At 36.2% G+C, this 14590-nt stretch carries 13 protein-coding genes and 1 riboswitch; of the genes, 6 read left to right on the plus strand and 7 right to left on the minus strand.

Annotation, left to right across the window (positions count from 1 at the left end; genetic code table 11):
• Positions 1 to 42: 42 nt before the first annotated feature.
• On the minus strand, positions 43 to 1299 hold the full coding sequence (locus LRP83_RS00785; protein WP_230494757.1) for an MFS transporter: 1257 nt from the start codon (positions 1297 to 1299) through the stop codon (positions 43 to 45).
• 171 nt (positions 1300 to 1470) lie between these two features.
• On the opposite strand from LRP83_RS00785, the gene LRP83_RS00790 reads away from it, so the two are divergent.
• Complete coding sequence (locus LRP83_RS00790) at positions 1471 to 2115, plus strand: hypothetical protein (RefSeq protein WP_230494758.1); 645 nt, start codon at positions 1471 to 1473, stop codon at positions 2113 to 2115.
• A gap of 35 nt (positions 2116 to 2150) precedes the next feature.
• Here LRP83_RS00790 and LRP83_RS00795 read toward each other — a convergent pair whose 3' ends face one another.
• On the minus strand, positions 2151 to 2960 hold the full coding sequence (locus LRP83_RS00795; protein ID WP_230494759.1) for a C40 family peptidase: 810 nt from the start codon (positions 2958 to 2960) through the stop codon (positions 2151 to 2153).
• 437 nt (positions 2961 to 3397) lie between these two features.
• On the opposite strand from LRP83_RS00795, the gene LRP83_RS00800 reads away from it, so the two are divergent.
• Together LRP83_RS00800 and LRP83_RS00805 are read left to right on the plus strand one after the other, a co-directional pair.
• Positions 3398 to 4555, plus strand: a complete 1158-nt coding sequence (locus LRP83_RS00800) for a TIGR04053 family radical SAM/SPASM domain-containing protein (RefSeq protein WP_230494870.1) — start codon at positions 3398 to 3400, stop codon at positions 4553 to 4555.
• Between the two features lie 301 nt (positions 4556 to 4856).
• A complete protein-coding gene (locus tag LRP83_RS00805) occupies positions 4857 to 6083 on the plus strand; it encodes an NAD(P)/FAD-dependent oxidoreductase (protein WP_230494760.1) in 1227 nt (408 codons plus the stop codon).
• A gap of 191 nt (positions 6084 to 6274) precedes the next feature.
• On the opposite strand, the gene LRP83_RS00810 is transcribed toward LRP83_RS00805, so the two are convergent.
• The gene (locus LRP83_RS00810; RefSeq protein WP_230494761.1) at positions 6275 to 6883 is read right to left on the minus strand and encodes an alpha/beta hydrolase; all 609 of its coding nucleotides are present in this window, start codon (positions 6881 to 6883) and stop codon (positions 6275 to 6277) included.
• Between the two features lie 263 nt (positions 6884 to 7146).
• Here LRP83_RS00810 and LRP83_RS00815 point away from each other — a divergent pair, with 263 nt between their 5' ends.
• Positions 7147 to 7332, plus strand: coding sequence for a hypothetical protein (locus tag LRP83_RS00815; RefSeq protein WP_230494762.1), 186 nt, complete (start codon positions 7147 to 7149; stop codon positions 7330 to 7332).
• Entirely contained in the window at positions 7332 to 7532 is a 201-nt protein-coding gene (locus LRP83_RS00820; RefSeq protein WP_230494763.1) for a YwbE family protein, read from the plus strand. The genes LRP83_RS00815 and LRP83_RS00820 overlap by 1 nt, the downstream gene beginning before the upstream one ends.
• Before the next feature lie 64 nt (positions 7533 to 7596).
• Here LRP83_RS00820 and LRP83_RS00825 read toward each other — a convergent pair whose 3' ends face one another.
• The 4 genes from LRP83_RS00825 to recQ all read right to left on the minus strand — a co-directional run bounded on the left by LRP83_RS00825 (position 7597) and on the right by recQ (position 13084).
• Entirely contained in the window at positions 7597 to 8535 is a 939-nt protein-coding gene (locus LRP83_RS00825; RefSeq protein WP_230494871.1) for an NAD(P)H-dependent flavin oxidoreductase, read from the minus strand.
• A gap of 209 nt (positions 8536 to 8744) precedes the next feature.
• Entirely contained in the window at positions 8745 to 9284 is a 540-nt protein-coding gene (locus tag LRP83_RS00830) for a VUT family protein (RefSeq protein ID WP_230494764.1), read from the minus strand.
• 116 nt (positions 9285 to 9400) lie between these two features.
• A riboswitch (PreQ1 riboswitch) is annotated at positions 9401 to 9443 on the minus strand.
• Positions 9444 to 9537: 94 nt separating this feature from the next.
• Positions 9538 to 10815, minus strand: coding sequence for a glycosyl hydrolase family 18 protein (locus LRP83_RS00835; protein ID WP_230494765.1), 1278 nt, complete (start codon positions 10813 to 10815; stop codon positions 9538 to 9540).
• A gap of 115 nt (positions 10816 to 10930) precedes the next feature.
• Positions 10931 to 13084 carry a DNA helicase RecQ gene (recQ, locus tag LRP83_RS00840; protein WP_230494766.1) on the minus strand — a complete coding sequence of 718 codons (2154 nt, stop codon included), beginning with the start codon at positions 13082 to 13084 and terminating at the stop codon, positions 10931 to 10933.
• A 203-nt stretch (positions 13085 to 13287) separates the two neighbouring features.
• On the opposite strand from recQ, the gene LRP83_RS00845 reads away from it, so the two are divergent.
• Entirely contained in the window at positions 13288 to 14550 is a 1263-nt protein-coding gene (locus LRP83_RS00845) for an MFS transporter (protein ID WP_230494767.1), read from the plus strand.
• Positions 14551 to 14590: the final 40 nt, after the last annotated feature.

Below are 14590 nucleotides of genomic sequence, written 5' to 3' on the forward strand. Positions count from 1 at the left end.
GAAAATCAAAAGACAATCTATGATACAAATGATTTAACGGTATCACTTCTGATTTAACATGAGTGGTGAAGCGGGATATTTCTTTTTTAGGGAAATATAAAGCCAAATAAAAACGAACGCACTTGATGCCCTGAATATAGTAGAAGTAGTCATCGCAATGTTAATATTCGAAATTTCTAATAAAAATACGCCAAATTGCGGGGCAATAAACCCAATAATGGCTAGTAATATATTGTAGTTTGCAATGTAGCTACTACGGTTTTCTTCTTTTGTCACTTCTAAAAGCTGATTGAAAAGAATGAGTACCGTCCCAGCTACAAATAAGCCTGTAAATACGTTCACAACAATTAAATAATATAGATTGGTAGACAATACTGTTAATAGCGGTGCACTGGCCATCCCTAAGGAAACAAAAATGAGCATTTTCGCATTGCCATGCTTGTCAGCCATTCTTCCCCACCACTTATAACTGATGACTTGTGAAATTTGGTTGGCGACCGTAAATAAACTAATCCATAGCCCATTTGCATAGGCATACTTGATTTGGTAAATATTAAAAAGTGACCAAGCCATTTGCCAAGTGAAATTAAAATATAAACTACAAATTAGAAAAATGACAAAACGTTTATCTTTAAATACATCCCATTTCAGTGTTAGTCTTTTTTGCTTTATTGGTTTTACAGGTTTCTCTTTTTTATGCTCAACATGTTTAAATAAATAGTAAACCTCAACAATCCCAAAAACAAAGGCGATAAAGAATAATATCTGGTACGGTAACGGGTTCGCTTTATCGAATTGCTGAAGGATGATCCCCATTAGAAAAGTGGTAATCATCCCTACAATCGTGAGAATGCGGTTCCGTTCACTAAAAAAGCTATTTCGACGCTGGTCAGGTATAAGGTCGCCAATAAGCGATTGCCAGCTAAGAAGCATAAATGAACCAGGAAAATTCATCAATCCTATTAGCAAGACAAAAACCCAGCTTCGATACTCTGGAGGTACAAACATAATAAATACCATTGAAAATACGAACAATCTAGTAAAAAGTATCGAAATAGCGGTAAATTTCTTTTTCTCTTCTAATCTACTAAGAATAAATGATCCAATGATCATCGCAAACATACCAATAAATTGGGGTAATGATGAAATTAAGCCAACTTGATAATTTGTTGCGCCTAATACACTGATTGCAAATAAAGAAAAATAATTATTGCTAGTGCTTGCCACAATTGTAGAAGCAACCCCATTTAAAATGCTGAATTTTTCATTTTGTTTAACACTCTTGAAATTGTCATCCACAAAGTCATCTTCCTTCTATATGTAAAAATACATAGCTGCACACTTACCAGTTTCTACTCATTTTACTACGGTATTCGTAATAATTAAAGTGAATTTTTTGAAACTTGTTAAGTTGTTTTTCGTCTAATTGAAGGAATAGTAGTTAACATTGTATTAAAGGATGTGTTGGTATTGAAAAAGTGGTTATTACTTCTGGTAACTTCACTTTTACTTGTAGGCTGTGTTGAAATAAATTTAAATAAGTCCAAAAATGAGGAAAACCCACCTCAGCCTAATGTTGAGGAACAAACGGTCTCCCTACTTGATTACTTTCCCAATAAACCAATCGAAAAGCAGTTTAAAGGAATAGGAAATGAATTTGCCCAATATACAGAAACCTTATATGAAAGAGAAGGAGATTATTATCCAGCTATTGTTGATAACGGTGGAACTCGTGTACTTCGAATATATAGAGTTACTGACAAGGAAATTACCCTAGTTCATGAGCAGCCTGAATTTTATGAAGATATAATACCGTCCATCGCCTCTCTTGAGTCTTCTTTTCAAGATAAACCATTACTGACTTTGCCTTTAGAAATAGGAAAAATGATGGGAGATTGGAAAATTGTAAGTCTTTCGGATACTATAACTGTTCCATTTGGTACCTTTTCTGATGTAATTGTTTTAGAAAAAACAAATGAAGACGGTAGTATCAATCGGCAATATTGGGTTGAAGAATATGGAAAAGTGAAAGATGAATACTCACAAAAGGATGAAAGTGGAAATTTGTTTGAAGTAAAATCGGAACTGGATACAATAAAGCAAAAAACCCGTTAATGACGGGTTTTTTGCTTTACTACTACTTTAATGAATTAAAGTGGAGTTCTTGCACCTAGGTATCGTTTTTTCCAGTAGCTACTGTTTAGATCGCTAATGGTTACACCAGTCGATGAGCCAGCATGGATAAATTTGTTATTTCCTAAGTATATTCCAGCGTGTGAAGGCCCAGATGTATAGGTTTCAAAGAATACGATATCACCTACATTTGGATTGGCAACCGTTGTTGTCTCTTTCCAAATGGTCGCAACCGTTCTTGGTATTGAAACTCCTACTTTAACAAATACAAAATTTAAGAAGCCGCTACAATCAAATCCAGATGGGCTTGTTCCTCCCCATACATAAGGGATACCAATGTACTTTTTTGACTCGGCAACTAAAGAATCCACTTTCGAAGAAGATGTCTCTACATCTACTTTATTAATTGCAGATATAGCAGCTAGAGGTGAAACTGAAGGAGTTGAACTTGTTCCAATTTTGAGGACTTGTCCACTATAAACGAGGTTTGATCGTAATTTGTTTAAGGTTTTCAATTCTTCTTCTGTTAATTCAGATAGTCTAGCAATTCCAGTTAAGGTGTCACCAGACTTAACGGTGTAGGTGGAAGTATTTGTATGTGTGTGTGGTGGTAATAGACTTAGAGACTGATTGACGAGGATAGAATCCGTCGACAAATTATTCCAGTCCTTTAGCTCTGATAGGCTAATTCCATTTGCAGTGGCAATTTTCCAAAGAGTATCTCCGGATTTTACATTGTAGGTTAAATCGTGGGCACTAGCATTCCCGTTAAAAGTGGTAAGTAAAAAGCCAGCGGCAGCGGCAAAAGTTATTAGTTTTTTTTTCATAGTAGTTCCCCTCTTCCGATGTCTATATCACCATACTAATAGTCTGACAACTTGATTGATAGGTTTAATAATTGGATAGAATGTTAATATAACACTTTTCTAGTAAAGTATTCCACCTACATTTCAATGGAAAAAAAGTAAATACCTGTGCTAGAAGTAGTGACTTTAAGCCTTTTGCTAACTAGTCTATCAATGTCTTGTAATCTAATTGTAATGTAATTTTAATATAACTTCTCTCATGTACAATCCTACATTTGAATCTTAAATTACCTCCTGCACACAAAAACTTCATCAATTGCTCATAAGTTCGTTGAAATATTGTAACAACCTATGCATGCTGTAAGGCCAATTTCAAATCTATAATAAATATATGAAGTATGTTTATAGTGAATGGCCAACAACAACTTAAAAAATTCAAGAAAAGTTTGGTGATGAAAATGCATGGACATCCAACAGGACATCCGCATGGAAATAGTATAGTGGATTATAATCAAAACCCTTATATCGTTATTTGGGAAGTCACGAGAGCTTGCCAGCTTAAGTGTGTTCATTGTCGCGCAGATGCACAACTAACAAAAGATCCAAATGAACTTACTCATGAAGAAGGTATTAAACTAATTGATGAAATCTATGAAATGAATAATCCGATGCTCGTCTTTACCGGTGGGGATTGTATGATGCGTGAGGATTTATTTGAATTAGCTGACTATGCAGTGAAAAAAGGAATGCGTGTGTCCATGACTCCAAGCGCGACGGCAAATGTAACGAAGGAAAGAATGGAACGTGCCAAGGATGTTGGCTTATCTCGCTGGGGATTCAGTTTAGATGGTCCAACACCAGAAATTCATGACCATTTCCGTGGTACACCTGGTTCATTCGAGTTAACGCGAGAGAAAATCCGCTATTTAAATGAATTGAATATGCCTCTTCAAATCAATACGGTTATTTCTAGGTACAATTATGATCATCTTGAAGAAATGGCAGAGCTAGTAAAAGATTTAAAAGCCGTAATGTGGTATATATTTCTACTAGTACCTACTGGTCGTGGCCAGATGGATGCGTGTATCACCCCTGCTGAACACGAAAAGGTATTTAGATGGTTATATGAACTAAGCAAAACAGCACCATATGATATTAAAACAACTGCAGCACAGCATTATCGACGTGTTGTATTCCAACAAAAAGCGCGTGAAAATCAAGTGAGTTTGGAAGATATTCGCTATGAAGATACGTTAACAAAGGATATGGCTTCAACGATTGACGGACTTAAACGTGCCCCACGTGGTGTGAACGATGGTAACGGGTTTGCATTTGTATCCCATACAGGTGATGTTTTCCCAAGTGGACTACTCCCTATTAAAGGTGGGAATATAAGAGAAACCCCACTTAGCACGATTTACCGTGAATCGAAAGTATTTAAAGACCTACGTCAACCTGACCTATATAAAGGTAAATGTGGTGTCTGTGAATTTAGATATGTATGTGGAGGATCTCGTTCTCGTACTTTTGCTGTCACAGGTGATTATATGGAAAGTGAACCGTTTTGTGTTTACATTCCACAAGCAATGAGAAAAAAAGAGACTCCAGTTTCTTAAGATTGACCAACATTAAAGCTGACCTGCTTTCTCTGGTCAGCTTTTTTCATTTTTTAGAAACTGCCTATTTTTTTAAAAAAATAAAAAGTATTCACTATACAGCTATTGTTTACAGAATTGTCACAAATTAGATGTGAGACATATTGAGAAATTGATATTATTATCGTATTATATAAATATAGTAACTTGTGAAATGTTTCACAATATAAAACTCATCCGATTCTTATTTTAAAACAATCATGTGAATCATTTCACATAATATAAACGACATCGGAACAAAATCAAGAAAGGAGAAAGGAAAATGAAAAAACCAAAGGTTGTAATTTTAGGTGCTGGGTACGGAGGTTTGATTACAAGTAAAAAGTTAGCAAAGCTATTAAACGCTGGAGAAGCTGAGGTTACTTTAATCAACAAGCATGACTATCATTACATTACAACACAGCTTCACAAAACAGGTGTGGGTACTGCCTCAGATGATCGAATTACTTTAAATATTGCAGATTTAATCGATCATCATAAAATTGATTTTAAAAAAGGAAAGATTGCTTCTGTTGATCTAAATGCCCGATTGGTTCGCTTAGAGTCTGGTGAAGATGTACAATACGACTACCTATTAATATCACTTGGCTTTGGGGTTCAAACATTCGGGATACCAGGAATAAAAGAACATGCATTTGAGATTCGTAGTTTCCGAAGTACAAAAAAAATCTTCCATCATATACAAAAACAATTAGTTGCGTATAAAGAAGATCAAGATCCTTCCAGAATTAATTTTGCCGTAGCTGGTGCAGGATTTACTGGGATTGAGATGATTGGAGAATTGATAGAAGGATTACCAGCCCTCTGTGAAGCAACTGGGGTTCCATATGAAAAAACACGAATTATTAGTGTTGAAGCCTCCCCTACTCTTTTGCCGGGTTTTGAAAAAGAAGCAATTGATTATTCAACAGAATTACTTAAGCAGGAAGGGGTAGAAATCCTTACCTCTACTAAAATAAAAGAATATAACGGTGTTCAAATCAGAATAGATAATGGCGAAGATATTCCAACTCGAACCCTAATCTGGTCTTGTGGTGTAAAGGGTAATGATCTAATTGATAAAATGGGAGTTCCGACAATTCAAAGTAGAATTATAGTGGATAAAGACCTTCGGGTACCAGGTTTCAAAAATGTATTTTGTATCGGTGATTCCTCCATGTTTATGAAAGATGAAAAAACACCATATCCCCCTACCGCTCAAATCGCAATTCAACAAGCGCTTACGTGCGGAGATAATATAGTATCAGCCATTCGTGGTCAACAATTAAAATCGTTTGAGTACCATCATAAGGGCTCTGTGGCATCGATTGGTGACCGTGCAGCCGTTGGAAAGATTGGAAAGCTCACAATTAAGGGAGCATTTGCTGCATTGATGAAACAAGTCATTGAGATGCGTTATTTATTTACTCTAGGTGGCCCAGCGCTAGTATTCAAACAGTTTTTTAAACGTTGGCATTCAACACCTACAAAAGTGTATGCAAAACATTAATCTTAATTAATCCCAATAGTCCCTCCTATTGGTTTAATAAAAGTCTAAGCCATCCCCCAATGGTAAAAGACTGCTATCCTCCCCTTCTAGAATAGAACTTTAAGAAGACAAGGCTAATAGACCTTGTCTTCTTTATTAGTTCTTATATTTGTAATCAACGAAATGCATAAATTCTCCTACAGATCCCCTAATTAAGACAGATTCTTTTGATACCAAACTCTTGCTGCCTCTAGCTCAGAATAGGTTAATTGGTGACCATAGTTCTCCCAATGCACTTGAACATCAGCATGGGCAGATTCTAGTATAGTATGAAGCTCCTTCGTTTCCTCTGGCGGACAAATTGGATCGTTGGCCCCTGCTGAAATATAGACTGGAATGTTTGTTAAATCGGGCATTTCTACTCCTCGTCTAGGAACCATTGGATGAAGAAGCATCGCACCTCGTAAAGCATTTTGATAATGAAATAATAAACTCCCTGCAATATTCGCTCCATTTGAATAACCAAGGGCTACGATATTACTACGGTCAAAATCATATTTTTTCGCTGCCTCATCTAGAAATTCATACAATTCCTTCGTTCTAAATACAAGATCAGCTTCATCGAATACCCCTTCTGCTAATCTTTTGAAAAAACGCGGCATACCATTTTCTAGGACATTCCCGCGAATACTTAAAATGGAACAATCCTCATCTATTTTTGATGCAAGTGGAATAAGGTCCATTTCATTTCCACCGGTCCCATGTAATAAAAGCAGCGTTGGTTTTGTTGAGTCTGTTCCTTTTTGATAAAAGTGTTTCATTTGTGTATTCTTCCTCTCTTCGTTTACTTCGCTATGGCATATTTTTACCTAAACTTTTATAAAAAACCTATGAAATCATTAATTTTGCTAATCTAATAAATACACTATGTTATTTATCTTGAATTCGAGACAATCATAACAAAGAATGAATTCAATTGTCAATTTTATTAAATCTTTTCAACTAATTAGTTTAATAATTAACATATATGTCGAAAAATAGATTATACTTGTATTACTATACTCTTGATTTGGAGGAATATTTGATGTCAGAAGTGAATGAACCAAAAAAGAAAATAAGCTTGCAAGAAGCGATGAAGCAAAAGCTTGAAAGTAAAAAAAATCAGGCTACAGAAGGAAAATCAAATGGAAGTGGCCCACAACAAACGAAAAAAATGCAAAGCCAGCAAACTAAAAAGGTGAGTAATCAAAGAAGGAAAATGGGTACATAATGAACGGTCAGAATCGAAAGGATATTTTGCCTGGAACATCAGTGGCAATTGTACTGAAGGCTGACCAGAGAAGCGGAAAGCTAACGAATGGAATCGTTAAAGATATCCTAACCAATTCAAGCTTTCATCCACACGGGATCAAAGTAAGGCTTACGGATGGACAGGTTGGCCGGGTACAAGAAATACTAACTAATAAATAATTATATAAAAAAAGCATTACAGGCAATCTACCCTGAAATGCTTTTTTTGTTTTATCAATTAAGATTATAAAGCGTGATTGTTAGTAGACAGGTGATATTCCGAAACAATACGATCGATAATTTGCTGTACTGGTAATATTTCTTTGATTTCATGGACTCTAGCTCCAGCAAAGACGAGTCCATTCTCAACGTCCCCCTTAAGTGATACCATTAAGGAATCTAAAGTACAAAAGCGGTATGAGCAATTTTTTAAGCAATCATGACATTTGGCAATTCTTAATTTATCAGGTCCAGAGATTAAATCGGTAAATTTATTTTTGATGGCTCTTCCCTGAAGTCCAACGGTCGTTTTCACTAAAACTAAATCGTCTGACGTAGCCTCGACATATTTTTGCTTAAATGATAATGGCGCATCACATTCTTCACTAGCAACAAATCGCGTTCCCATTTGAACACCTGATGCCCCCATTTTTATCGCCTTCGCAATATCTTCACCTGTCATTATTCCCCCTGCTGCAATGACAGGAATGCTGACCGCTTCCACTACTTCAGGCAAAATGTCAAACATCGGGCGATCTGTTCCTAAATGTCCTCCTGCTTCAAAGCCTTCGACTACAATAGCAGAAGCTCCAAGCCGCTCAGATAGTTTAGCTAATTTGGCAGTTGATACGATTGAGATTACTGGAATCCCAGCTTCTTTTCCCCATGAATACATATCTCGTGATATACCTGCTCCTGATATGATGAAGTCCACTTTTTCTTCAATCGCTATTTTCATTTTTTCTGCAAAGTCGTTCATCGCAAATAGCACGTTTACTCCGATGTATCCAACATCCTTCACGGCATCCTTAGCGGTCTTAATATGAGAACGAAGCTCCTCCACCGTGATTCCAGTTCCTGAAATAATCCCAATTCCACCAGCTTTGGCAACTGCAGTGGCCAGACCACTCAGTGATATTCCTACACCCATACCACCTTGGATAATGGGTAATTTGGGCATCATATGCCCTATTTTTAATTGTGGAAGCTTCAAAATAATGACCTCTTTTCAATATATAGTAAGTACTAGTATTAGAAAACCTAGACTTAAAATGATTGTAACAGGTATTATCCTTTTAAGATGTGATATTTAGCACCAACTCATAAAATCTAGTAGTAATTTCAGGTGATAAAAAGGCTACTTCGATTAGAAGCAGCCTCAAATTGTGAAATTTAGTTTGATAGTACATTCTTGTTAGATTGATTGTTTACAAAGCCTAATATAACAGCTCCCAATCCCTGGATAATTGTTTTAAAAATGACTTGGCCAGCGATGGCAAATGGTACGGCTTCCCATGGTAAGAATCCAGCACCTAGTGGACTTAATCCGATGACGACGAATATTGCAGAATCTAGAATGCCCCCAACTAATCCGCTATAAAATACACGCCAAGCCATTGGTAGCTTTAGTCTCGAATAAATTTCGGTGTCTGTTGTTTCTGCTACTGCAAAGGATAATGCAGAAGCTAGCACAATTAATAACGTATCACCTAACAAAAACGAGACTAATGCAGAAAGAACTAAAGCAATCGCAATAAATACATATGTTTTATTCCGTCCATATTGATTTTGTACAAGATCGCGGAAAATAAAAGTTGCTCCGATTAACAAGGTTCCCATCGGAACAATAAATACACCTACATTCAAAGGTGCAAATTTAGCTGTAACCACGTTAGCAGCAATAATAGAAATTAAGTAAAGTAGTATTCTCATGTTTGTATCTCCTTATCGTCTGAATTTTTATTTTTTGATAACTTGTTGATTAAATATTTTTCATAGTCAAAACTCCTTTAAAAATAGAAAAACAGTACAACTAAGAAAGCTGTACTGATTTCTTAGTTTTTTAGAGAGGGTAGCTAGAACCTCTACCGCGAAGTGCGGATTTTATTTAATTAGCCAAAAAGATTTTACCACATAATTAGAGATTGTGCGTTAAAAAGTTATGTTTTTCTTAAAAAATGTTAAACTATGAAATGCGTAACGGCTTAACTACATGGACATTACCTTCTAAATACGCCCAGTTTTGTGGGAAATCTAATCCAATATGCCAATAGGTTGTTCCTAGCAGTTGGTAATAATCAATGAGCTTATATTTCTCGATTACACTACGGATATCTCCAAACCAAACAATATGTTCTTCTGTTCCTATCCAATAACGATACCAGGGTACCGCAGCATAATCATCGTATTGAATACTAACTTTATTGGAAATGGCTGAATTCTGTGCATTTAAATTGGACTTAGCTGTTGTAACATTGTCGATTAATCTCCAATCATACCCATACATGGCTATTGATATTTGTAATTTAGATGGGGGAATCAATTGAATTGAATATTGAACTACTTGCTCTACCCACCATATTGGGGAAACAGGATTCGGCGGGCCAGTCGGATATCCATAATCGATGGTCATAACACCGACAATATCAGCAATCTCACCAATCGCCTTATAATCATAGGCACCGATAATACGATTAGTTGGAATATCCTCCGTTTTGGCATGTACATTTACTTGTAAAATTCGATTTCCTAAAGCCCTTTTTAAATCACTTAAAAACGTATTAAAATCGTTTCTTCTAGGGGGAGGAACAAATTCAAAATCAATACTTACTCCTTCATATCCCTTTTGCTGAACGAGATTGGTGATGCTATTAACTAAATTCGCTCTATAGATTGGATTTTCAAAGACACGTCCGACAAGTTCTGGACTAAATGCTTCATTTGAATAATTTCTAATCATTAATAGTGGCTTCATTCCTAATCGTTTACTTTCTAAAACGATTTCTGCGTCATCTAATTGAACATATGCCCACCCTTCATCTGTAAAGGAATAGGAAACAACGGCTAAATAGGTAATATTTTTGGCTAACTTTCTTAAGGTGGGAAGTAATTTTGAGGAAGAATATGGGACTATAAAACCTAATGTTTGAATTGTCATTTTGTTAGGTGAAGGTATGGTAATTTTTTGTCCAATTATTAATTGATTAGGATGAATCCCAGGGTTTGCTAATAGAAGATCGTTTGCGTTTATCTGAAAATTAGAAGCTATTTGTCCCAATGAATCACCTGGAGAAATCCTATAAAAACGGAGGGCTAGGTTAGTTGTTGGTATATATAGAGCAATTCCTGGAACAATTTCCGAACTAGTTAGACCATTCAAACTCAGTATGGATGGAATTGAAACTCTATACAGGTTTGAAATTGCCCAAAGGGTATCTCCACTGCTCACAACATGGACATACACTCTCTCACCCCCTTTTCTTGGTCCTTTTTCTTATTTTATGGTTGAATGTATAGTAAATAGTACTATTAATATGACGAAAAAAGACAAGAACTGTATTTGTTCTTGTCTTTCTAAGTTATTTGGAAGGATTCAAGGATAGGTAAGCTCGGATCATAAAATAAGTGACTTCTTCAGGTAATAGATCTTTAATTGGTCTCAATTTTTCAGTTCCAGCTTCTGCAACAGCACCCTCAATTAACGACCTATATTCAATTGGAATCTCTTTCTCCCAATCGATATAAAGACCCTCGTCTGCACATCGAATAATATGTGATTCAATCGTTGTTAATGTCATGTCTCTTTCATTTGCAATATCTGGGATCGAGGTACCTGCCCAATAGAGATCATAGGTAATAAGATGCGAAGCTTTAGCATTCGGATCCTTTGGCTCTTTTGGTTCCTTCTTGGCCTTTGGTTTTGGTGCTTTAGTCATTTCTATAGTTGAACTTATTTCGCTCACTCGTTCAGGATGATCAGCACAGTAGGCTCTAATTTTCTGGATGAATTCAAGTCCATACTTATCTAACTTGTGTGCTCCTACCCCTTTTACCTGTAAAAATTCTTCATTTGTTTTAGGTAAAATTAGGCACATATCTTGTAGGCTTGTATCCGAAAAAATAACAAATGGAGGAACTTTTTCTTTATCGGCAATTTGTTTCCGAAGTAAACGCAATTCTTCAAATAGAGGATCTGCCTTGGATATTGTTTTGGCTTGGATTTCCTCTTTTCGGCTTACCAGTATGTTTCCTGTTAGTACTTCTTTACCTTTCGTTGTAACAAAAATAGTCGGAAATTGCCCAGTTTCGATTCCAATAATCTCTTCTGTTATCAAATAATCAATAAATTCAGTGACTTCCTTGGAACTTTTTGATTGCAGCATTCCATAAGTGGTTAGCTGATGAAAGTTGAATTGGGTAATGGTATTACTTTTAGAGCCTGTTAGGACCTTTGCAACGGCAGATTTTCCAAAACGTTGCCCCATTCTTATGATACAAGATAGAACGATTTGGGTGTCCTTAGTGACGTCTACTGCTTGTCTTGTATCGGTACAATTACTGCAACGACCACATATACCAGCCGAATTTTCGTCAAAATATTCAACAATCCAGGATTGTAAGCAATTTTCCGTATGACAGTAACCGACCATTTGATGCAGTTTTTCAAGCTCGAGTGAAATTCGACTACGATCTAAAGTTTGGTCAATTAAAAATCGATGGATCATTGTATCTTGAGCACCATACAGGAGGATGCACGTACTATCAAGTCCGTCTCGCCCCGCCCGTCCCGCTTCCTGATAATAGCTCTCCATATTTCTTGGCATTTGGTAGTGAATCACATAGCGAACATTGGATTTATCGATACCCATACCGAAGGCTGAAGTGGCGATCATAAGCGGTTTTTCGTCTTGTAAAAAAGCATTTTGCTGCTCTAATCTCTCGTTATCACTTAAGCCTGCGTGATATCTCGCCACATTCAATTTTGCTTTCGTTAATGTTTGGTATAGCTGGTCTACTGTTTTCCGAGTGGCTGCATAAATAATCCCAGATTCCTTATCATTCTTTTTTATATAATCTAATAAAAATCGGTCTCGGTCTTGCCCTTTTACCACCGAAAAAGACAAATTATTACGTTCAAAGCTTGTAACTACCTCATTATCAATTTTTAAAGATTGACATATATCGTCTCGGACCTGTTGCGTTGCCGTTGCAGTTAAGGCTAGAACGATTGGCTTTGTTTGAATATGATTAAGAATACTAGAGATGTACATATAGCTTGGACGGAAGTCGTGTCCCCATTGGGATATACAGTGTGCTTCATCGACTGCAATAAGGGGGATTTCCACATTTCCCAACTCTTTTAAAAATAATCCAGAATCAAGACGTTCTGGCGAGATATAAAGCAGTTTATATTCACCTGCTCGTGCAAGGGTCATCCTTTCATTTATCTCGTTTGTAGATAAACTACTATTGATGTATGTAGCCGCAATCCCAAGCTGTTGAAGGGTGTCCACTTGATCCTTCATTAATGAAATAAGTGGTGAAATGACAATGGTTGTCCCAGACAAAACAAGTGCGGGAACTTGGTAACATAAGGACTTCCCACCGCCTGTAGGCATTACACATAAAGTATTTTCCCCGTTGAAAACATGTTCAAGGGTTCTCTTCTGCCCTGGGCGAAATTCATCATATCCAAAATGACTTTTTAATATTTGTTGAGCTGTTTGAAACATTTATATCGCTCCTTTTTTAAAACTAGGAGACTAGTTTTCTCTCCCTATTATACACGTTGATTTTTGTCTTTTAAATAAATCAGTAAGTTTTACTGCAAAACATGAAAAATTTTAAAGAAAACAGTTTACATGTTTCATGCGATTCGATTATCATCTAATTAGATGGTGGTTTAATTAGATGATAATCAAAGTGGATTTAGGTGATGAAGGTGTTCAGAGCGTTAAAAAGGGAAAAAACGTATCGGAAATTATTTTTTGCAGGAATTATTAATGGGATTGGTGACCGTTTTAGTCAGGTTGCCTTATTAACATTAATTCTACAAATGACAGGCTCGGGATTATCTGTTGGAATCACACTGGCGCTAAGAATGTTGCCCTTCCTAATATTCGGACCACTAAGTGGTTCAATAGCAGAAAAACTTTCGCGGAAAAAACTATTAATTTATACAGACTTCACAAGAGTATTGATAGCCCTTTCCTTTTTGTGGATTCAAGGTCCAAAGGATATGTGGATTGTTTATGTGGGTTCCTTTCTATTAGCTAGTGGTGAAGCCCTATACTCCCCAACTAGAAGATCCAGTATTCCAGCTATTATTAATCAAAAGAACCTAAAAGAAGTAAACTCTTGGGAACAAGTATTATTAGGTTTTGTGTTAATCATAGGGGCATTAACAGGTGGAGTGGTATCTTTTGCTTTTGGAGCAAAAGCGGCATTTTCCATAAATATTCTTTCCTTTTTGATTGCAGGATTCATTATTGTCACCATCCCGACTTTGGAGGCTCGTACAAATATAGAAGCTGACAGGAACGATGAAAAGGCAAAACTAACGACATTGTTCTCTGTGGTTATGTCTTCCTCACTATTGTTAATGTTAGTTTCAATCGACTTTATTGTTCCGCTTACAAATGGAATTGAAAATGTGTTAATTAGTGTGTATGCCATTGAAACTTTCGATGCTGCTGATTTAGGGGTTGGGATTCTTTATAGTGTGCTCGGATCTGGATTTATTTTAAGTCCGATGATTACTAAATGGATAAAAGGGCATTACCTCCTCTTTGGTTTTAGTTGTATGATGATTGAAGGTATTATTCTCATATTGGTTAGTCAATCAAACTCATTTGCCTTAGTGGTCATATTGTTTGGGATCTTAACCATTTTTGGTGGAGTTGGAAATACACTCATTGATACGGTAGTAATGGAGACGATTCCGTTACGATTACAAGGAATGTACTTTGGGATGTCAGCAACAATATCTAATTCCATATTAGGTGTTTCAATGTTTGTAACGGGAGTATTACTTGAGGTTTATGAACCAAGAACAATGGGTGTTATTTGCGGAATGTTATATTTTACCTTCGGTTTATTTTACTTAATCTGGTCATTAAGTGTCAATGTGAAAGAAGAACATGTAAAAATTAATGGGAAAGCTTTTAGTAGGAGTTTGTCAGAAGATATGTCTGATTGAAAGTGTAATCTTCATTAATAAGAAATTTCATTTCCTAACA

The organism is Pseudoneobacillus rhizosphaerae, from assembly GCF_917563885.1.
GTDB lineage: Bacteria > Bacillota > Bacilli > Bacillales > Cytobacillaceae > Pseudoneobacillus > Pseudoneobacillus rhizosphaerae.